The sequence below is a fragment of the Paracandidimonas soli genome (assembly GCF_004342005.1).
Taxonomy (GTDB): domain Bacteria; phylum Pseudomonadota; class Gammaproteobacteria; order Burkholderiales; family Burkholderiaceae_B; genus Paracandidimonas; species Paracandidimonas soli.
This window is the reverse complement of record NZ_SMBX01000003.1, coordinates 197539-217932: the sequence shown is the minus strand read 5'-3', so window position 1 is coordinate 217932 and position 20394 is coordinate 197539. Positions and strand designations below refer to the sequence as shown.

At 63.5% G+C, this 20394-nt stretch carries 17 protein-coding genes; 6 read left to right on the top strand and 11 right to left on the bottom strand.

Going from position 1 to position 20394, the window contains the following annotated elements:
• The first annotated feature begins 196 nt into the window (after positions 1–196).
• From ompR to EV686_RS08040, 3 genes are all read left to right on the top strand, one after another.
• Positions 197–928, top strand: a complete 732-nt coding sequence (gene ompR, locus EV686_RS08050; protein ID WP_132475363.1) for an osmolarity response regulator transcription factor OmpR — start codon at positions 197–199, stop codon at positions 926–928.
• Between the two features lie 49 nt (positions 929–977).
• The gene (locus tag EV686_RS08045; RefSeq protein ID WP_243650796.1) at positions 978–2396 is read left to right on the top strand and encodes an ATP-binding protein; all 1419 of its coding nucleotides are present in this window, start codon (positions 978–980) and stop codon (positions 2394–2396) included.
• A 71-nt stretch (positions 2397–2467) separates the two neighbouring features.
• The gene (locus EV686_RS08040; protein WP_132475360.1) at positions 2468–3016 is read left to right on the top strand and encodes a peroxiredoxin; all 549 of its coding nucleotides are present in this window, start codon (positions 2468–2470) and stop codon (positions 3014–3016) included.
• 49 nt (positions 3017–3065) lie between these two features.
• On the opposite strand, the gene ispF is transcribed toward EV686_RS08040, so the two are convergent.
• Both ispF and ispD read right to left on the bottom strand, forming a co-directional pair.
• Entirely contained in the window at positions 3066–3548 is a 483-nt protein-coding gene (gene ispF, locus EV686_RS08035; RefSeq protein WP_132475357.1) for a 2-C-methyl-D-erythritol 2,4-cyclodiphosphate synthase, read from the bottom strand.
• Positions 3545–4228 carry a 2-C-methyl-D-erythritol 4-phosphate cytidylyltransferase gene (ispD, locus tag EV686_RS08030; RefSeq protein ID WP_132475354.1) on the bottom strand — a complete coding sequence of 228 codons (684 nt, stop codon included), beginning with the start codon at positions 4226–4228 and terminating at the stop codon, positions 3545–3547. Before ispD ends, ispF begins: the two co-directional genes overlap by 4 nt.
• A gap of 45 nt (positions 4229–4273) precedes the next feature.
• On the opposite strand from ispD, the gene mfd reads away from it, so the two are divergent.
• The 3 genes from mfd (at position 4274) to EV686_RS08015 (ending at position 9981) form a co-directional block, all read left to right on the top strand.
• The gene (gene mfd, locus EV686_RS08025) at positions 4274–7723 is read left to right on the top strand and encodes a transcription-repair coupling factor (protein WP_132475351.1); all 3450 of its coding nucleotides are present in this window, start codon (positions 4274–4276) and stop codon (positions 7721–7723) included.
• Between the two features lie 18 nt (positions 7724–7741).
• Positions 7742–8587 carry a phosphoserine phosphatase SerB gene (serB, locus tag EV686_RS08020; protein ID WP_132475348.1) on the top strand — a complete coding sequence of 282 codons (846 nt, stop codon included), beginning with the start codon at positions 7742–7744 and terminating at the stop codon, positions 8585–8587.
• Between the two features lie 284 nt (positions 8588–8871).
• Positions 8872–9981 (top strand): lipid A deacylase LpxR family protein, encoded by a 1110-nt coding sequence (locus EV686_RS08015; RefSeq protein ID WP_207901717.1) that lies wholly within the window; start codon positions 8872–8874, stop codon positions 9979–9981.
• A gap of 24 nt (positions 9982–10005) precedes the next feature.
• Here the strand turns inward: EV686_RS08015 and EV686_RS08010 are convergent, their stop codons facing one another.
• The 9 genes from EV686_RS08010 to EV686_RS07970 all read right to left on the bottom strand — a co-directional run bounded on the left by EV686_RS08010 (position 10006) and on the right by EV686_RS07970 (position 20383).
• Complete coding sequence (locus EV686_RS08010) at positions 10006–10758, bottom strand: DUF2968 domain-containing protein (RefSeq protein WP_132475345.1); 753 nt, start codon at positions 10756–10758, stop codon at positions 10006–10008.
• Positions 10759–10841: 83 nt separating this feature from the next.
• The gene (locus tag EV686_RS08005; RefSeq protein ID WP_132475342.1) at positions 10842–12236 is read right to left on the bottom strand and encodes a sigma 54-interacting transcriptional regulator; all 1395 of its coding nucleotides are present in this window, start codon (positions 12234–12236) and stop codon (positions 10842–10844) included.
• Between the two features lie 37 nt (positions 12237–12273).
• Positions 12274–14442, bottom strand: coding sequence for a pilus assembly protein TadG-related protein (locus EV686_RS08000; protein WP_132475339.1), 2169 nt, complete (start codon positions 14440–14442; stop codon positions 12274–12276).
• 5 nt (positions 14443–14447) lie between these two features.
• Positions 14448–14912, bottom strand: coding sequence for a DUF3613 domain-containing protein (locus tag EV686_RS07995; RefSeq protein WP_243650795.1), 465 nt, complete (start codon positions 14910–14912; stop codon positions 14448–14450).
• 29 nt (positions 14913–14941) lie between these two features.
• Positions 14942–15772 (bottom strand): tetratricopeptide repeat protein, encoded by an 831-nt coding sequence (locus EV686_RS07990; protein WP_132475336.1) that lies wholly within the window; start codon positions 15770–15772, stop codon positions 14942–14944.
• A 1-nt stretch (position 15773) separates the two neighbouring features.
• Positions 15774–16748 carry a type II secretion system F family protein gene (locus tag EV686_RS07985; protein ID WP_132475333.1) on the bottom strand — a complete coding sequence of 325 codons (975 nt, stop codon included), beginning with the start codon at positions 16746–16748 and terminating at the stop codon, positions 15774–15776.
• 35 nt (positions 16749–16783) lie between these two features.
• Positions 16784–17725, bottom strand: a complete 942-nt coding sequence (locus EV686_RS07980; protein ID WP_132475330.1) for a type II secretion system F family protein — start codon at positions 17723–17725, stop codon at positions 16784–16786.
• Positions 17722–19068 carry a TadA family conjugal transfer-associated ATPase gene (locus EV686_RS07975; RefSeq protein WP_132476029.1) on the bottom strand — a complete coding sequence of 449 codons (1347 nt, stop codon included), beginning with the start codon at positions 19066–19068 and terminating at the stop codon, positions 17722–17724. Before EV686_RS07975 ends, EV686_RS07980 begins: the two co-directional genes overlap by 4 nt.
• 31 nt (positions 19069–19099) lie before the next feature.
• Entirely contained in the window at positions 19100–20383 is a 1284-nt protein-coding gene (locus EV686_RS07970) for a P-loop NTPase family protein (RefSeq protein WP_132475327.1), read from the bottom strand.
• Positions 20384–20394 lie beyond the last annotated feature (11 nt).

Genomic DNA, 20394 nt, shown 5'->3' with positions numbered 1-20394 from the left:
CAAGAATCCGCGACATTGCAACCGGAGTCTCCCTGCCCGCACCCCGTCATGCACAGTATTGGCCTGGCGTTTGGAATTTTCATAAAACCTTAATGTTTTCAAGACCTTCCAAAAACGAATCGTACAAAAAACTTAATTTGTAACACCTCACTACGAGCGCTGTACGTCCTCTTCCGACCCTGTTACATTTAACGCCATGACTACGCAAAATCAAAACCCCATTCGCAAAATCCTCGTCGTAGACGACGATCCGCGCCTGCGCGATCTGCTGCGCCGCTACCTCTCCGAACAAGGCTTCAACGTTTTCGTCGCCGAAGACGGCAAGGAAATGAGCAAGCTCTGGCAACGCGAGCATTTCGACCTCCTGGTCCTTGACCTGATGCTGCCCGGCGAGGACGGCCTGTCCATCTGTCGCCGCCTGCGCGGCGGGCACGACAACACCCCCATCATCATGCTGACGGCCAAAGCGGAAGAAATCGACCGCATCGTGGGCCTGGAAATGGGCGCCGACGACTACCTTTCCAAGCCGTTCAATCCTCGCGAATTGCTGGCGCGCGTCAATGCCATCCTGCGCCGCCGCGGCACGGAAGAGCACCCCGGCGCCCCCAGCCAGGAAAACGAATCCATCGAGTTCGGTCCCTACGTGCTGAATCTCTCCACCCGCACACTGATGCGCAACAACGAGACCGTACCCATCACCACCGGCGAATTCTCGGTGCTGAAGGTCTTTGCCCGCCATCCCAAGATCCCCCTGTCGCGCGACAAGCTCATGGAACTGGCGCGCGGCCGTGAATACGAAGCCTTCGACCGCAGTCTCGACGTACAGATTTCCAGGCTGCGCAAGCTGATCGAACCCAACCCCTCGAAGCCGGTCTTCATCCAGACTGTCTGGGGCCTGGGCTATGTCTTCGTCCCCGACGGAGGCTGATCGCAGCCTGCCGCCAATCCCGCCGGCCTGACGCCGGCGGTTTTTATCCATGCTTACCTCACCGACGACAAAACATAACCATAAAGTGGCGCAGCGCATTCACTTCGGCCTGTTCAGCCGGTCGTTCTTGCTGATCGCCGCGCTCATGGTCGTCAGCCTTGGCGCCTGGCTGCAAGTATTCCTCAGCATGGAAGAAGGCCCCAGGGCCGTACAGATGGCTCAGCGGGTCACTACCGCCGTGGGTATTACGCGCTCGGCGCTGATGTACGCGCCTGCCAGCGTCAGGCCCGCACTGCTGCTTGATCTCGCCACCAAGGAAAGCCTGCGAGTCCAGCCGCGCGAAGCCACCGACGAGCTGGAGCCCCTGCCTGAATACCGCTATTGGTCCCACGTCGCGCACGAAGTCAAGGAAAGCCTCGGACCGAATACGCAAATCATGTGGACCGTCAACGGCGTCCCCGGCGTCTGGGTCAGCTTCGATATCAACGAGGATGCATACTGGCTGGTGTTCGACCGGGAACAGTTGGGCCTGACCACCGGCGTTGAATGGCTGGGCTGGGGCGCGACCGCCCTGCTCCTGGCTCTGATCGGCGCGGGCGTCAGCGTACGCTTCGTCAACCAGCCCCTCGCGCAGTTGGCCAAGGTTGCGCAGCAACTGGCGCGTGGAGAAACGCCATCTCCGCTGCCGGAACGCGGCCCCCTGGAAATCCGCGAAATGAACATTGCCTTCAATCGCATGGCGCGCGACCTGCGCCAGACGGAGGCCGATCGGGAGATCATGCTTGCCGGGCTGTCGCACGACCTGCGCACGCCGCTGGCGCGCATGCGCCTGGAAATCGAAATGAGCAACGTCACCGACGAAGCCCGGCAGGCCATCGACGACGATCTGGCGCAGATCGACCACAGCATCGGACAATTGATGGAATACGCGCGCCCCGCCGGCGCCATACCCAAGCACGGCGTGCCGGTATCCATCGTCCTGAGGGAGCTGTTCGAGCGCGAGCGCTCGCACACCGAGGCGCTGGGCGGCGGACTGCAGGGACACATCGAGCCCGACCTTTACGCGCGCATCAATGCGCACGACCTGAAGCGCGTCGTCAGCAACCTGATCGAGAACTCCCGCCGCTACGGGCGCAGTCCGTCCGACGGCAAGCCTCACATCCAGCTCTGGGCCAGGTACGAAGGCGATCAGTTGCTCATCGACATCAGCGATGAAGGCCCCGGCATTGCCAACGACGACATCCAGCGCCTGCTGCGCCCCTTCTCTCGCGGAGAACAGGCGCGCACGGGCGTCAGCGGCACAGGCCTGGGCCTGGCCATCGTGGAACGCCTGCTGGGTCAGGTCGGCGGCCGTCTGCGCCTGCTCTCCGGCGAGCAAGGCGGCCTTACCGCGCGCATCCAGTTGCCGCGCCAGCGAGGCAAGAACAATCAGGGAGCGCAGCCCGCGGCCGATCGCGTAGAATCATAGCAACAGGCCGGAACAAGCGTTTCGCCCATCCACGGCGAAGCCGCCTGTCCCCAACCATCGCAGGAGCCCCCATGAAGACCGTAGGCGACAGACTGGAACCCTTTCGCATCACCGGCGTCAAGCCCGGCTTTACGCATCGAGAAGAAAACGGCGTATCGGCGTTCGAAGATATTACCGAAAGCTCCTTCCCCGGAAAATGGAAGGTCATCTACTTTTATCCCAAGGATTTCAGCACCGTCTGCCCCACGGAAATCACGGGGTTCGACGCGCTGACAGCAGCCTTCGAAGAGCGCGACGCCGTGCTGCTTGGCGGATCCACCGACAACGAGCACGTAAAGCTGGCATGGCGCCGCGAAGACCCCGAGCTCAGCCGCCTGACGCACTACCAGTTCGCCGACACGGCGGGCCTGCTCATTGACCAGATCGGCATCCGCGACCGCAATAGCGGCGTTGCCATGCGGGCAACCCTGATCGTCGATCCCGAAAACGTCATCCAGCACATTTCCGTCAACAGCATGCGCGTGGGCCGCAGCCCCGACGAAACCCTGCGCATTCTGGACAGCCTGCAGACCGAAGAGCCCTGCGCCTGCAATCGCCCCGTCGGCGGCGATACGCTCTGATCACGTTCGCGCTGCGCACAGCTCCGGCAGCCGCGCACAGCGCAGCCGCTCAAATACGCGCCAGCAGCACTACGACAGTCGCGGCGATGCCTTCCTTGCGGCCCAGATAGCCCAGGTGCTCGTTGGTCTTGGCCTTGATGTTGATCTCAGCGGCGGCCATACCCAGGTCCTCGGCCAGCACGGCTACCATGGCCGGCGCATGCGGGCCGATCTTGGGCGCCTGCGCGTGCACGGTCGCATCGATATTGACGGCCTGCCAGCCCGAAGCCTTCACCTTGGCATAGGCATCGCGCAGCAGTACGCGGCTGTCCGCCCCTTTGTAGGCGGGATCCGTATCCGGGAAGTGGCGACCGATATCGCCCAGCCCCGCACCGCCAAGCAATGCGTCCGTGACCGCATGCAGCAGCACATCCGCATCGGAATGGCCCAGCAGGCCATGCGTATGCGGAATCGTCACGCCGCCGATGATCAGCGGCCTGCCCTCGACCAGTGCATGTACGTCGAACCCTTGCCCTACGCGAAACGGCGTCATAGCCACTTTTCCATCCATTCGAAATCCTCTGCCCACGTTACCTTGAAATTGCGTTTCGAGCCCTGCACCAGCAGCGGCGCATGCCCGGCATGCTCCATGGCCGAAGCCTCGTCCGTGACCTCCACCCCGTCGTCCTGCGCCTTGTCGAGCGCGGACAGCAGCAGGCCGGCGGGAAACATCTGCGGCGTCTGCGCCAGCCACAGGCCGTCGCGCGGCACGGTCCGGGCGATCATCCCGTTTCCATCGGCGCGCTTGACCGTATCCGGCACGGCCTGTGCCAGAATGGCGCCATGCCGCCGCGCCAGGCAGGTATCGATGAGTTCCCCCAGGGATTGCGCCGGCAGGCCGGGCCTGGCGGCATCGTGTACCAGCACCCAGGCATCCTCCGGCAAGACGGCGTCCCGCAGCGCGGCCATCACGGTGGCTGCGCGCGAAGGCCCGCCGCATGGCCGCCACACCGTGCGTTCCAGCCCGTCGAGCGCGGCGGCGGCGCGCGTGTCATCCGCCGCCACGGCCACGCGGACCTGGGCGATGCGCGCATCCGCCAGCAGGGTCTGCACGGACCAGCGCAGCATGGGCGCGCCGCGCAGCAGGCAATACTGTTTCGGCATGCCCGCGGATGCCCGCTGCCCGATGCCGGCCGCGGGAACGATGGCGACGATCAATGGTTTCTGGTTCATGATGCGGGATTATTCCACGAATGGGTATTTTATAATGCAGCCCTCATGACGAAAGACACGCCTCCCCCGCATTCCGCGCAGCGCATCCTGGCCGCGCTCAAACCCGGACAACGCTACACCGTTCCCCAGCCTCCCGGCTCCGGCGATGCCTGGATGCTGGCCGATCTTGCCCGCCAGAGCCGCGCCACGCTGCTGGTCCTGACGGCCGAGCCGCTGTCGGCGCAGCGCCTGACGGATGAGATCGCCTTGCTGGACCCGGCGCTGCGCGTGCGCCCTTTTCCCGACTGGGAAACCCTGCCCTACGACAGTTTCTCACCTCACCAGGACCTGATCTCCGAGCGCCTGCGCACGCTGCATGCGCTGACGCACGAGGATGTCGACATCCTGACAGTCCCTGTCACGACGGCGCTGTACCGGCTGGCTCCGCCCGAATTCCTGGCGGCCTACACTTTTTCGTTCCGCCAGGGAGACAAGCTGGATGAAGCCGCGCTGCGGCGCCAGCTGACACTGGCAAACTACACGCACGTCACACAGGTGACGGCGCCCGGCGAATTCAGCATCCGCGGCAGCCTGATCGACCTGTTCCCCATGGGATCCGTGCTTCCCTACCGTATCGACCTGTTCGACGACGAGATCGAAACCATCCGCAGTTTCGACGTGGATACCCAGCGCAGCCTGTATCCGGTCAAGGACATCCAGCTCCTGCCGGGCCGCGAATTTCCCATGGACCAGGAGGCGCGCAACCAGTTCCGCTCGCGCTTTCGCGAGCTGTTCGAAGGCGACCCTTCGCGCGCCCTGCCCTACAAGGACATCGGCAACGGCATCGCCTTTGCCGGCGTCGAGTACTACCTGCCGCTGTTCTTCGAGCACACGGCCACGCTGTTCGACTACCTGCCGGAAGACACCATCGCTGTCACGATCGGCGACATCCAGGCAGCCATCGAACGCTTTCACCAGGATACCTACGGTCGCTACCAGTTCCTGAAAAGCGACCGCGAACGTCCTGTACTGCCGCCCGATACCCTGTTCCTGGATGCGGAAACCCTGCATTCGCGCCTGAAGGATTTCGCCCGGCTTGCATTGACGCCGCAAGACGCTCATCCGGGCTTCCTGCCGCTGCCGGATATCTCGGTGGACCGCCGTGCGAACGATCCCGTGCACCGCCTGCGCCACCTGCTGCAGTCGTCTCCGCTGCGCATCGCGCTTTGCACGGACTCCGCCGGCCGCCGGGAAACCCTGCTGCAGATGCTGGCCGAATTCGGCCTGGCTCCCGATACGCACACCACGTCGCTGCATGAATTCCTGGAAGGCCAAGGCCGCTTCGCCCTGGTCATCGCCGCGCTGGACAGCGGCTTCGGACTGGCCGATGCGGGCCTGCTCCTGCTGACGGAAAACGACCTGTACCCGCACCAGGCGTCGCGCGGCAAGCGTGGCCGCCGCGCACAGGAACAGAACAGCGACGTCGAGGCCATGATCCGCGACCTGTCCGAGCTGCGAGAAGGCGACCCCGTCGTCCACGCCCAGCACGGCATCGGGCGCTACCACGGCCTGGTCGAAATGGATCTGGGCGAAGGCCGGATGGAATTCCTGCACCTGGAATACTCGGGCGGCGCCACGCTCTATGTGCCGGTCGCGCAACTGCACGTCATCGCGCGCTACAGCGGCGCCAACCCCGAGCAGGCGCCGCTGCACCAACTGGGGTCCGGGCAATGGGACAAAGCGCGGCGCAAGGCGGCGAAACAGGCGCGCGACGCCGCCGCCGAACTGCTGGCGCTTTACGCGCAGCGCGCCGCCCGCGCAGGCCATCACTTCAAGCTCTCGGCGGCCGACTACCAAGCGTTCGCCGAGGGCTTCGGTTTCGAGGAAACACCCGACCAGGCTTCCGCCATCGAGGCCGTCATCGGCGACATGACGTCGGGCCGCCCCATGGACCGTCTGGTTTGCGGCGACGTGGGCTTCGGCAAGACCGAGGTCGCCCTGCGCGCCGCCTTCATCGCCGCCATGGACGGCAAGCAGGTCGCGCTGCTGTGCCCCACGACCCTGCTGGCCGAACAGCATGCGCAGACCTTTGCCGACCGCTTCGCCGACTGGCCCGTGCGCATCGTGGAAATGTCGCGCTTCCGCTCCGCCAAGGAAACCGCGGCCGCCATCAAGGGACTGAACGACGGCAGCATCGACATCGTGATCGGCACGCACAAGATTCTGTCCAAGGAAGTGAAGTTCAAGCGGCTCGGCCTGGTCATCATCGACGAGGAACACCGCTTCGGCGTGAAGCAGAAAGAGGCGCTCAAGGCCCTGCGCGCCGAAGTCGACGTGCTGACGCTGACGGCCACGCCCATTCCGCGCACCCTGGGCATGTCGCTGGAAGGCATACGCGATTTTTCCGTCATCGCCACCGCGCCGCAGAAGCGCCTCGCCATCAAGACCTTCGTGCGGCGCGAGGACGGCAGCACCATCCGCGAAGCCCTGCTGCGCGAGCTCAAGCGCGGCGGCCAGGTGTACTTCCTGCACAACGAAGTCGAAACCATCCAGAATCGCCGCGCGCGCCTGGAAGAGCTGGTGCCGGAAGCCCGTATCGCCGTCGCGCACGGCCAGATGCCCGAGCGCGAGCTGGAACAGGTGATGAAGGGCTTCTACCAGCAGCGCTACAACGTGCTGCTGTGCACGACCATCATCGAAACCGGCATCGACGTGCCGACGGCCAATACCATCGTCATCCATCGGGCGGACCGCCTGGGCCTGGCGCAGCTGCACCAGCTGCGCGGCCGCGTCGGACGCTCTCACCACCAGGCCTACGCCTACCTGCTGACGCCCGGCGAAGATGCCATCACCAGCAACGCGAAAAAGCGCCTGGAGGCCATCCAGTCCATGGAAGACCTGGGCGCCGGGTTCTACCTGGCCATGCACGACCTGGAAATCCGCGGCGCGGGCGAAGTTCTGGGCGACTCCCAGTCGGGCAACATCCAGGAGATCGGCTTCTCGATGTATTCCGAGATGCTCAACGCCGCGGTACGCGCGCTGAAGTCCGGCGAAGAGCCCGACCTGGACTCCCCTTTCGACATGCTGTGCGAAGTCAACCTGCACAGCCCGGCCCTGCTGCCGGCGGACTACTGCCCCGACGTCCACGCCCGCCTGGGCCTGTACAAGCGGCTGGCGCACGCGCGCAGCGAAGACGATCTCATCATCATCCAGGAAGAGCTCATCGACCGCTACGGCAAGCTGCCGGAGCCGGCCAGGACGCTGCTGACCACGCACCGGCTGCGCATCCAGGCGGAGCCCATGGGCATCGTCAAGATCGATGCCAACGAACAGCAGGCCACGCTGCAATTCAGCAACAAGCCCAATGTCGAGCCGATCCGCATCATCCAGCTGGTGCAGACTCAGCGCGAGGTCAAGCTTGCCGGTCCGGAAAAACTTAAAATCGACCTGGGCAAGGCCAAGACCCTGGATGCCCGCATCGATGCCATTCGCGCCATTCTGCGCGCTCTTTCCTGAGGCTTTCCGCAAACAATCATGACACAACTCATCCTGCAGGCGCCCGACCTGCGCGCCCCGGACACCGAAAAGATAGCCGCCATCGCCCAGGCCGGCGGCATCCAGAATCTCAACCAGACCACGGTCAGGCTGATCGATGTCGACGCCGCCGCACGGGCGGAAGTCGCCGCGCTGTGCGAATCGCTGGGGATAGACCATGCATTCCTGGACCAGATCGACCGCCTGACCGACTGCAAGGTGCTGGCCAGCGATATGGACTCGACGCTCATCAATATCGAATGCATCGATGAAATCGCCGACATGGCCGGACGCAAGGCGCAGGTCGCCGCCATTACCGAGGCCGCCATGCGCGGCGAAATCAAGGACTTCTCGGAAAGCCTGCGCCGCCGCGTCTCCCTGCTGGAAGGCGTGGGTGTCGAAGCGCTGGAGCGCGTCTACCAGGAACGCCTGCAACTGAATCCCGGCGCCGAAAACCTGATCCAGACCACGAAACGCGCGGGCATCAGGACCTTGCTGGTTTCCGGCGGATTCACGTTCTTCACACAACGCCTCCAGGAGCGCCTGGGCCTGGACGAAACGCGCGCCAACACCCTGGAAATCGTCGACGGCAAGCTGACGGGCCGGGTGCTGGGCGAAATCGTCGACGGCGCGGCCAAGGCGCGCGCCGTCAAGGCGATGGCGGATGCCGTCGATGCCGCGCCGCGCCAGATACTGGCCCTGGGCGACGGCGCGAACGACCTGGAGATGATGTCGCACGCCCACTACTCCATCGCCTATCGCGCCAAGCCTGTCGTGCGCGCGCAGGCCCGGTACGCGCTGAACGTCAGCCCGCTAGACAGCGTCCTGAACTGGTTCCGCGCCTGAGGCGAGACTTGCATTTCCTTGCCTGCGCTTACGCGGCGGAGCCGGCGGGAAACGCCTTTAGCAAACCGTTACGCGGCGCACTGTTGTAAACAGCGCGCCGCACTGGCGAAGCATCGAGTCTTGCACTATCCTTGTTTCAGACGGCCTAGCGGCAAATAATTCCATTTCCAGATCAAGCGTGAACACGAAGGCGAAGCGCAGACATTACAAGCGTAAGGCAAGCGAAGCCGACAAAGTGCACGTTTGATCTGGAAATGGAATAATCAGGCAACAAGAGAGTGTTCATGACGAACCAGACAAGGTTGTGTGTGCAGTTCCCTCGTCACCCCCGCAATGCAAACCGCCTGGCCATGCTCGGCATCGCCGGACTGCTTGCATTGCACGGCACGGCGTCAGTGGCGGCATCCGGCATCTGCAACGGCGACAGCGCCTATGAACGGGCGCCGTCCACGCTGAGCCTGCGGGTCGACAACGACATGTTCGGAGCCAACGGCCAGGATCAGGGATACACCAACGGCGTGAAGCTGAGCTGGATGTCCCCCAATCTGGCCAGCTATACCCAGGATCCCTGCCTGCCGGCCTCCGCCCGCGCAGTCAACAGCTACCTCACCTGGCTGCATCCACAGGGCTTCGAGCAGCAGAACATGGTCGTATCCTTCGCCCACGCCCTGTTCACGCCGCTGGACTATTCCCGTAGCGACCTCATCGAAGACGACAGGCCCTACGCCGCCGCCCTGCTGGCCAGCTTCGGCTTCAACGCCCGTTCGGGCGACACCCTGCACGCCACGCACCTGAGCGTCGGCATCATCGGTCCTGCAGCCCTGGGCAAGCCCATACAGCACGGCGTGCACAAGATCACGGGCAGCCACAAGTTCCATGGCTGGGACAACCAGTTGCACAACGAGCCGGTATTCCTGCTCGCCCACGAACGCATGCATCGATTCCCAGGGTCCTCGCAGCGCGGCGCCTGGGGCTGGGACGCCATCGGGCACTGGGGCGCAGGCGTGGGCAATCTGGCCACCTACGCCAACCTGGGCGGCGAAATCCGCTATGGCTTCAGGCTGCCCGACGATTTCGGCAGTACTCCGCTGCGCCTTGCCGGCGAGAACACCGCGCCGCCGCGCACCTACAGCAAAAACAGCGGCTGGTCCGGCCATCTGTTCGCCTCCATCAACGGTAAGGCGGTGCTGCGCGACATCACGCTCGATGGCAACACATTCCGCGACAGCCATAGTGTGAGCAAGCGCCCCTTCGTGGCCGACATCGGCTACGGTCTGAGCCTTTCCTACAACGAATGGAAACTGACGATCGCGCGCTACCACCGTACCCGGGAATTCAGGGGGCAGAAAGAAACTCCGGTCTTCGGCAGCGTGACGCTCAGCCGCCAGTTCTAACGTACCGGCGGCCGCCGTCTGGCCTCACTTTGGCGGCAACGTCTTTTTACCTCCCTGAGCAGGCTTGGCCTGCCTGCTCTGTCCGAGCGCAGCCTGCTGCTCTTCGATCGAACGGATCTGGCGCTGCAAGGCCTGCAGTTGCTGGCGCGCCTCGCGCTGCTGCTGCGCAAGCTGTTCAGCCTGGGCTTTTGCCTGCTGCCTGCGCGCAGCCACGACGCTTTCCTGCCGCTGCTGGGTCTGCAGATCGTTCTGCAGCGTCGCCAGTTCGGCTGCGCGCTGTCCCAGCTGGCGCTCGGTATAGGCATATTCCGCCTGCAGCCTGACACCGCGCAACTCCTCTTCCGCCAACGCCCGGGTTTCTTCGCTGAAACGCCGATACAGCTGTTCCGCCTGCGCATGCTGGTCCGTTTTCACGACCCGCCAGAAATCCTTTTGCTGGAACAGGGCCACGAAATATGTCAGCGTTTCCGGCTGGAACAGCAGGCTGGCGCCATAAGTCCCGTTGTAGCTCGTGCGCATTTCATCGACCTGGCGGTTCTGTATCAGCGCCCGCAGCTCTCCTACGGTACTGTTGGGCTGCGTCTGCACCGACGCCATGGGCGGCGTCACTGCCTCCGCGTCGGCCCGGGCATCGCGCTCGGACCGGACAACCGTCGGCTCGGGCGTTTCCGCCTGTGCCTTACTGCCGAATTGCGCGCTCGCGCACCCGGACGCCATGGCGCTCGCCAGCATGGTTAGCGCCATGCGGGAAATGCTGCGTTGAAAAACGATAGACATGCTCTGTTTCCTTGTTGGTTCAATTTTGATATGACGAATTGCAAACTTGATGGATCTTCCAGCCCGGGCGTGCGCGACAGCCGTCATTGCGCCGCCTCCGCCGGGGCGGTAATCCCCAGCTTGCGCATTTTTTCCCAAAGCACCTTGCGGCTGATCCCCAGCGAAGCAGCCGTATCCTGGCGGCGCCAGCCATGCCGGCGCAGTACCTCTTCGATGCGGATGCGCTCCTGCCAATCGCCTTCCGACAGGCGGCTCGCATCGAACGCTTCCTCTTGCGCCGGTTTCCGACCTGCGGAGGGCAGGCGCACATCGCCCGCCCTGTCTAGCACGCGCTCGATCCTTTCCCGATGCCACTGCCCGGACAGGCGCCAGACGATGCCAATGCGTTCCGCCAGGTTCGCCAGTTCGCGCACATTGCCGGAGAAGTACATGGCGGATATCCGCGCGATCAGCCAGTCGGGCGCTTCCTGTGCCTCCGCAGGCAGGTCGCGCGCCAGCAGCGCGCGAAAAATGGCGGCTTTTTCCGCCGCGCCGCGTTCTTCCAGGCTGGGAACCTCCAGTTCGATCACGGCCAGACGGAAATACAGGTCGGCGCGGAATCTTTCCCGAGCAACTTCCTCGCGCAAATCGCGATTGGTCGCCGATACCAGGCGAAAACGCACCGGGATTTCCGCCGTCGAGCCCAGACGGGTAATCGTGCTCTGCTCCAGGACGCGCAACAGCTTCACCTGCTGGTAAAGGGGCAGGTCGCCGATCTCGTCCAGGAACAGGGTGCCGCCGTCGGCCTGCTCGAAATAGCCTTTGTGCGTGCCGACCGCGCCGGTGAATGCGCCTTTCGCGTGCCCGAAGAAATGCGCCTCGAACAGCCCTTCCGGCACAGCCCCGCAGTTCACCGCGACGAAAGGCCCGTCGGCCCAGGCCGAGCGCTCGTGCAAAAGACGCGCCACACGCTCCTTGCCGACGCCCGTCTCTCCATGGATCAGGACGTTGACGCTGCAATCGGCGTACATCTCGGCCTCTTCCAGCAAGGCTTTCATGACATCCGATACTGCCACCAGGGGAGACGCCTGCCGCGCGGCAGGCTTTTCCGCTGCCTGCGCTCCCGCCACGCCGGCCAGCCGCAACGCCATGCCACGCAGTTCCGCACAAGTGAACGACAACGGCAAGGTATGCGAATAGGCCGGCGGATAAAAGCGTGGGTCATGCCCGCGATCTTCGGAAGCCACCCAGATGATGGGAATGGCCCTGGCCTTCAGCCAATCGTGCCCGGCGAAGCCGGCGCCGCCCATGACGGTGGCGGAAACCAGCGCCACGGCCCGGCGCTTCGGATCGTGCGGCAAGGACGGCATGGCCGCCGGATCGACGCGCACCACATTGACATCGAAAGCCGACAGGCAGCGCTCCGCGCGCAACCCGATATCGGAACTGCCTTCCCAGACGAACAGATCGAAATCATCCTGATCGGAAACTTGAGTCATTACCTACCTATCAATCAACTGCATTCTGGAAATACCGCTACCGCATCAGACGCGGGGCGCCGCCGCATTGGAGAGAGATCAGGCGGACTTCGGATTGCAAGAGCTCCGTGCCAGCGATATCGCGCAGCACGCCAGCTACAGCGGACCCCAGTGAATCCAGCACGGGAGACAGCAGCCCCAACACTTGCCCTAGAACCGCCAATACAGCACTTGGAGGCGCATTCGAAGAAGGTGGATTCAACGTATTGCTTAGCTTAGTAATGCAACCGTCCGCCGTGCCGGAATACGCCAGACCGAGCACACCGGTTCGACCAGCGCATTCATCATTGTTTCCGAAAAGACCGCCAAGCAGGCCCCCCAGCAAATTGCCCACCAGGCCCAGCGTGCTGTCCACGACGTTGCCCACACTGCCAAGCACGCCTCCCACATCCAATGACAGCAAGTCGCCGAGCAAATTCAGCGTATCTCCGCCCAACCCACCAAGAAATCCCTGCAGTCCTTGCAAGCCGTCTTCCATGGACTCCGAAGCGCGCTGCAGTCTTTGCGAGCGACACTCATAGGCCTGCCGGTTATTGGACGGCGACACATTGCATCCGGTATCAGCCGCATCCCAAAACTCCTGCGCTACGCTTTTCCTCTCCGCTGCCGTCAAACTGGTCCCGCTCTGACCAGCACTACCTACCAGCAATGAGGCCAAGACCGTATCCATGACTTTAGAAACCGCCTCGCCCAGCGGAAGGTTTGATCCTTCTTCCGGCATCATCCTCGACTGTCCTGCATGGAACAGCTTTTTTTCAGGCTCCGATCCGGAAGGCGGAACGCTGAAGGCCAGTTTCGTATTCACACCGGCAATAGACGAGCCCAGCAATCGAAAACTCATCAGCGATTTTGGCTGCAAACCAGCCTCGCAACCATCGACCGTAGAAAACAGATTAGGATGATTTCCTACGCAAATACCCAGCGCAGTCGTCTCCGCCTCGATTTCCGCCAACGGACGGCCTTGCTCATCCATAGAAGCACACATGCCGTCCAGCAACGTCGCTTTCCCCCGCACCGCATCCACCGTGATCGGCAAGTCAAGCGTCAACTTCAACGCACGGTCCAAAAACGGCAGGTTCAAAACCTTGGATGTGTCCAACCGGATATCGGCGAATGTACGCACCTGCGCGCTATAAACGGTCGTATTCGGTCCGCCTATGTTGATCGAAGGCGGCTCGACAATTCCCGACTCGACCTGCACACTCAGGAAGCCGAGATCCACCTCATCCACATCCAGTGTCAACGCATTTCCCATCGTCGCCACGGCCAGCGCCGTTCCGATGAACTCTTCCAGCCTAAGATCCGCATTCAAGGCACCCGCCAGGCTCTGCGTTCCTATCTTGCCGAACAATCCTCCGCTCTCGCCTCCCAGTGGGATATCCAGACCGGATACTCCCAAAGTGCTTTCCACGCTTTGCACCAGCGATGTCCCCACATGCAGGAACTCTTCCTGGTTGGCCGCCCGCAACCCCGCGTTCAGCACGTTTTGCAAACCGATCCGCGTATCCAGCAGGCTGTCCATGCCACCCACATTGACGTCTTCCAGCTCCAGGCCCAATTCCTGCAGCAGGCGACCCATCTTGAACCTGGAGTCCAGTACGCCGCGTTCGCTCAGCACGCTCAACGCCGAAACATCCAGCCCCAGCGTATGCAACAGTCCGCCCACCACCGAGTCGTTGTTGAACTCGACCAGCCTTGGCCCTATGGAGAACACCGCGATCGGCTCAGAATGCGACGCAACCGCCTCGACCGATATCTGCGAATCTGAAACGAACGGCACGATGCTGCCAAACGTACTGCGGATTGATACGCGCACCGCGTCGGCTTTCTCGGCAACAATGGAACGATACGTATCCTGATCCCATATACCGCACTCCGCCGTCACATCCCCCTGCGCCAGACCCGGAAAGTTCTGCCCGGTGTTGATACGCGCCGCCGTCAATGCCGCATCGCATCCGGCCTGATCGCCGGCCCCCAGCACCTGGACGCCGCTGAGCGCGGCCGCATCAGCGGTTTTCTGCAGCTCCCGCTTGATATAAGCCGTATAGCCGATCTGCACCGATCCCAGCAGGATCAGCCCCAGCAACAAGACGCCGGCCATCGCAACGGCGATGGAGCCTTGCTGTGCGGCACGGTTCGCGCGTTTTCCGGGAGGAGGCCTGTCCATGGCATTCACCTCTTATCGACAGCATCCACGTGCTGCTTGAACCATTCCGGCACCGGATGGCGAAAGCTTTCCAGGTAGCGGTCCCATGCCTCGGATGCCGTCACGCCCAGGGTCGGCAAAGCGGGCGCCGCCTGCGTGCCCGCCGCCTGCGCCGCCATCAATGCGCGGGTCTCCGCGCCTATCGGCGTCACATCCCACCATGCCGATACTCCCGCCGTCGACGCTGGCGTATCCCGAACGGAGCGGGAAGGCGCTTCGGCGCGCCCGGCATCCGCCTCGATCTGAAGCGCAGCGGGGTGCCCGGTAGATTGGACGGCAGCCGGCGGCGATGCGGCAGAATTCGCCTGCGCGGGCATCGCTGCCGGCCTGTCCGTCAGGCGCGCGTTCTGCTGCGCCGATACCGATGCGGACATCGCCAGCCCCGCCAACCCTGCCAGGCACCATCGATGCCAATGTTTCATTTCCTGCATGCTGCACCTCCCTTTTTTTTCTGCTTCCATCAGTTGCGCGCCACGACTGGATTCATGAATGAATCCATGACCCGCCCCTGGCTCGGCGCCACATTCGGCAAGGGCAATTGCCTCGCGACCGGAGCCGGCGCCTGCGGCCGCCCTCCGCGCACTTCGTTTGCCAGACGATGAATCTGCTGTCGCGTGGCCTGCGCCAGCTCCGCCTTATCCATGACCTGCGCCGCTCCAAGCGCATCTCCCTGCAGGATCAGCAGCAGCGCCAGATTGCTCACGATGGTGCGATTGCCCGGTTCCAGCTCCGCCGCCTTGCCCAGCGGCAAGCGCGCCCTGTCGGGCTGGCCCAGGCGCAGCCGCGCATAGGCCAGGTCGTTCAGCATGTCGGCTTGCGTCGGCGCAATGCGCACGGCCTGCTCCAGATGCCGCTCCGCCTCCTCGTAATCGCCCGCGGCCCCGGCCAGCAGACCCAGTCCATGCCAGCCTCTGGCGGCATATTGCGTCTTGAGCAAGGCACGATAAGCCCGGGCGCTTTCCTCTGTCTGGCCCGTCAGGCGCAAGGCATCGGCCCGCATGGCCATGACATCGCCCTGGCTGCCGAACTGCTGCAGGTAGGCGTCGATATAGGCCAGCGATGCGAAGTAGCGCTTCTGCGCCTGCATCTCGCGGATCATCGACAGCATCAACTCCGGCTGCGTCGAGACATTGCGCCGCATCTGCTCCGCGTCATGCCGCTGGGCCAATGCGTACTGCTCCTGCTGCTGCTCGGCGATGCGCCACGCATTGTCGCCGCCCAGCGAGCCGCATCCCGCAAGCCCCATTGCCATCGACCCCGACAACGCCGCCAGGCGCCATGCTCTTCTCATGTCATCCTCCACCCATGCCGGCCAGCCCGCGTATGACTGCCAGAAATCCCGCGCCGCCGGTCACGATCAGCAATGCCGGCAGCAATGTCAGCACCATGACCCCCGTCATCTTGACGGTCAGCTTTCCCGTCTTTTCCTTCATGTCCATCTTGCGCTGTTCGCGCAGGCGCTCGCTGAAGTTGTGCAACGGCTCCTGCATCGCCCCGCCATGCTGATCCACCTGGACAATGAGCCGGCAGATAGCGCTGATATCCTCGTTCTCGTAATCCCGCATCAGTCGCAGCAGCGACTGCTCTCTGGTACGGCCTCGCGCATGTGCCTGCACCGCGACATCGAGCTCCCCGGACAGCACCGGCATGACATCCCGGAATTCATTCACGATCACATGCAGGCTCTGGTCCATCGAAAGGCCCACGCTCTGCAGCAGACGCAGCAAATCGATCAGCAGCGGCAATTCGTCCTTCGCCTGCTGCCGGCGATGGCGCGCCCTGCGCCGTATATACATCTTGGGCAGCATCCATCCGCCTCCGAACCCCAGGAACAGCACGACCGCATGATTCAGCAACGTGTTCCCCGATACCCTGACCGGCAGCCACAACAGGAACACCAGCGGCAGAAACACCGCCAGGATCACTCTGGCGAAAACGAAAAGCCCGCGCGCAAGGCTGGTCCTGCCGAACCCGCCCACCTCGATCAGCTTGCGGTCCTCCTCCTCCAGCAAAAGGGCGCCGAATCGTCCCGCAATCCAGCGGGCGCCCAGCCCGGCCGCCGCGGCGACGATCGCGGCCCATCCCCGCCGTTCGGCGGCATCGGAAGCACCGCCGCCCTCCCTGGCATACATGGCATGCTCGACCACGCGCTGGTTCCTCTCCTGCTTCACGATGCGCCATGCCATCGCCAATCCGATGCATGCCAACGCCAGCGCCATCAGGCAGATGGCCAGAGCGAACAGCTGCGTGGGACTCCATTGCATCATTCGTTTCCTCCGAGATATCGCTGGCTTGCCTGGCGCTAGATCTGCCTGGCCAGCCGATACAACCAGTAGGATCCTGCGATCTGCAGTGCCAGCGCTCCCACCAGCATTTTCCAACCCACCGGGTCTTCCCACATATTCATGAACAGATCCGTATTGAATGTCAGGATGAAAGCCGCAAGCCCCAGCGGCAGCAAAGCCAGCACCCATGCCGACAATCTGATCTCCGACGACAGCGCCACCAGTTCCTGGCGCGCCTGCGCCAGATCCCTCATGAACGCCGCCATGCGCTGCAGCACCTGATCGCTGCGCCCGCCGAACCGCAAGGCGATGCCGACGACGGCAGCCACCAAGTACAACTCATGCAGGCGGAACTGGCGCGATACCTGGCGCAATGACACGTCCAGCTCCTTGCCGGAGCGATTAAGGCTGGCAACTCTTTCCATGACTTCCAGCAAGGGCTGGCTGGTCTTGGACGAAGCGCCCTGGAAAGCGGCGACCATGCTGTTTCCGATCGTCATCAGCCGGACCACGTTGTCCAGGAATTCCGGCAATTGCTGGATCATGCGACGACGACGCTTCTCGGCCTTCAGCCACAGCAGGAAATACATGCCGACCATGGAAGCCGCAAACAGGACAAGCGCGGCAAGCCATCCCGAGACAAGCCCCGCCAGCAGCACCAGGGCAGCCACGCCCGAGGCATAGCGCAGATAGAGCGACGGCGCGGGTACGACGCCAGCGCACAGCAGCAGACTATTCCAGCCGGGCGGACCACGCCATGCGCTTGCGCTCGTCCGGCCGACGCCCGACGCCGCGCCCGCCTCGCCGTGCATCGACTGCCCGGCGCGATAGCCCAGCTGCTGTTCGACCAGTGCCCGGGCAGCGGCCTGACGGGATTGATGCACGCCATGCTGCCACAGCACCAGGGCGCCCGCGAGCAACAACAGGATAAGCATGAGCAAAATCAGCAAGCCTGTCATTGCCGTCTCCTTCCCCAGAACCCGCCGCCCTGCTCCGCTTCGGATGGCGCATTCGGACGCAACTGCGCCTTGGAGCGGGCCAGCTTGGGCGTATGTGGATGCACACCGAGGCCCACCCAGCGATCGCCGTCGTTTCCATCGGGATCGACCCAGGATTCATGCCGGTACAGCTCCTGCGTGGAGATCACGCCATCTCCGACTCCAGTCACCTCGGTAATCGACAGCACGCGCCGGGAACCGTTGGAAAGCCGGCCGATCTGCACCACGAAATCCAGGGCGCTGGCAATCTGCCTGCGCAGGCTGTCTTCACTGCCCTGGTAGCCGGCGAATCCGGCCAGCATCTCGATACGGTACAGGCATTCGCGCGGCGAATTGGCATGAATGGTCGCCATCGACCCTTCGTGGCCTGTATTCATGGCCTGCAGCATGTCCATGACTTCGGCGCCGCGCACCTCCCCCACGACGACGCGATCGGGACGCATGCGCAAGCTGTTGCGGATCAGTTCGCGGATGCTGACATGGCCTGCGCCGTCGTAGCCGCCCTGCCGGGACTCGAGCCGGACGACATGCGGATGGTTGAGCGACAGCTCCGCGGTGTCCTCGATGGTGACCACGCGCTCAGCTTCGGGAATGAAGAATGCGAGCGCATTCAGCAGCGATGTCTTGCCCGAACTCGTTCCTCCCGAGATCAGGATATTGCAGCGGCACTCCACCGCCGCCTGCAGCAGCCGCGAGATTTCCTCGTTGAAAGTGCCGAGCGCCAGCAGATCGGACGGCTTGAGGGGGTCCTGCCTGAACTTGCGTATGGACACCATGGGGCCGTCGACCGCCAGAGGTTCGATGACGACGTTCAACCGTCCGCCGTCCGGCAGCCGTGCATCCACCATCGGCGTCGACTCGTCCAGCCTGCGTCCCAGCGGCGCAAGAATACGACGAACGATGCGCAGCACATGCTGGTTGTCGGAGAAGCGCAGCGATTCGCGCGCCAACACGCCTCGCCGCGACACAAAGACATTGTCATAACCGTTGATGAGAACGTCCTCCACGGCGGGGTCCTCCAGCAGGTCCTCCAGCGGCCCGAGTCCCGCCAGTTCTTTCGTCAATGCGCTGGCAATCTGCTGCATTTCCGCCTCATTGATCGCCATGCGGTTCAGACGCGCAAAGCTCGCGACCTCGATGCCGACGAACTCTTCGATGGCTGCGCGCGTCCATCGCCCGAACTCCGCTCCCAGCTCCTCGATGCGAGACAGCAAATGCTCATACGCAGCCGCCTTGATTTCCTGGAAGCGCTGCGTCCCCATGAAGCCCTCATCACCGAACTGCACCGTACCGTTCATTATCATCGTACGCATTCCCTATATGGATTGTTCCGGCTCAGCGCCGCCATCCTTTCCACCAACCCTGGCCCGCTTTCGGATCCTGCCCCGGCTCCATCGCCAGACTGTCGATCAGGCGCTCCACCGCACGGACGTAGGGATCGCGCCTGGCCTGTGCATGAAGCAGCATTCCCTGGTTCATGCTGCTGCGCAGTTGCAGCGCGCGGTCCGGCAGGGTTGCCGTCAGAGGGGTTCCGAAACGCTGCTCCACCTGGCTCGCGGACATGCCGTACCGCTCGTCGTAGCGATTCAGCACGAGCCCCACCCGATCCGTCGTCATGCCATTGCGGCCAAGATCCCGCAGAACCTCGGCCAGTGAAATCAGCGAGCCGACGCTCTGGTCGGCAACGACCAGAGCCGAGTCCGCCGATTGCGCCATCGCCGCAACGAACTGCGGATTGGAGAAACCTCCCACATCCACCAGCAGCAAGCCGAAATGCTCTTTCAGCCGCTCATACAGCCGCAATGAATCCGTATAGGAAACCTCGCTGATCTGCTGCACGTCCCTGGGCCAGGCCAGCACACTGACGCCATGGCCATCATGCGCAAGCGCAGAGCGCAACAGCGTGTCGTCGAGCCTCTGGATGCCACGCACCGCATCGACGAAATGAAAATCGCTAGCCAGGCCCAGGTAGAGCAGGCAGTCCCCCACCGGCATGCCCAGGTCGAGGATTCCCGTTCGGTCCCGCAGCGGCAGATCCTCCGCCGCGGCCGGGGCCGGCGAGCCCGACCGAACCCCGGGCGAGCGGTTGCGCATCAAGCGCTCTTGCCACAACGATGCCATATGAACCGCCAGCGTACTGACGCCCATGCCGGGGCGCGCACCCATCAGCAGCACGCTGCTCCGCCTTTTGTCTTCGCTCCGCCGGCGCCTGGGTCCGCCGATGTCTGTCAAGCGCTGTATCAACAGCGGCAAGCCATGCGCATCATCCAGGTCGGCGACCTCCCGGACGCCAGCGCGCAATGCCGCAACCGCGCTATGCGGCTGCCGATAGCAGCACACGGCGGCCAGGGGAACATCCGGACAGGCTTCCTGCAAGGCGCTTGCCGCGGCTGCCGCCTTGCTGCCGGACGGATCGCCGTCTTCGTTCTGGAAATCCAGCAACACGATATCGGGCGACTCATCCCGTACGCAGGCGCAAATGCCGGCGGGATCCAGGCCGTGACGAACCAGCATCGCCGTATCGCCCAGGCCTTGCTCAAGGCGAGACGCGGTCGCCGGACTGTCCGAAGCCAACAGGACAGCGACGCTCTTATGCGCGAAACATGACTCCTTCAGCATCAATTGCTAGC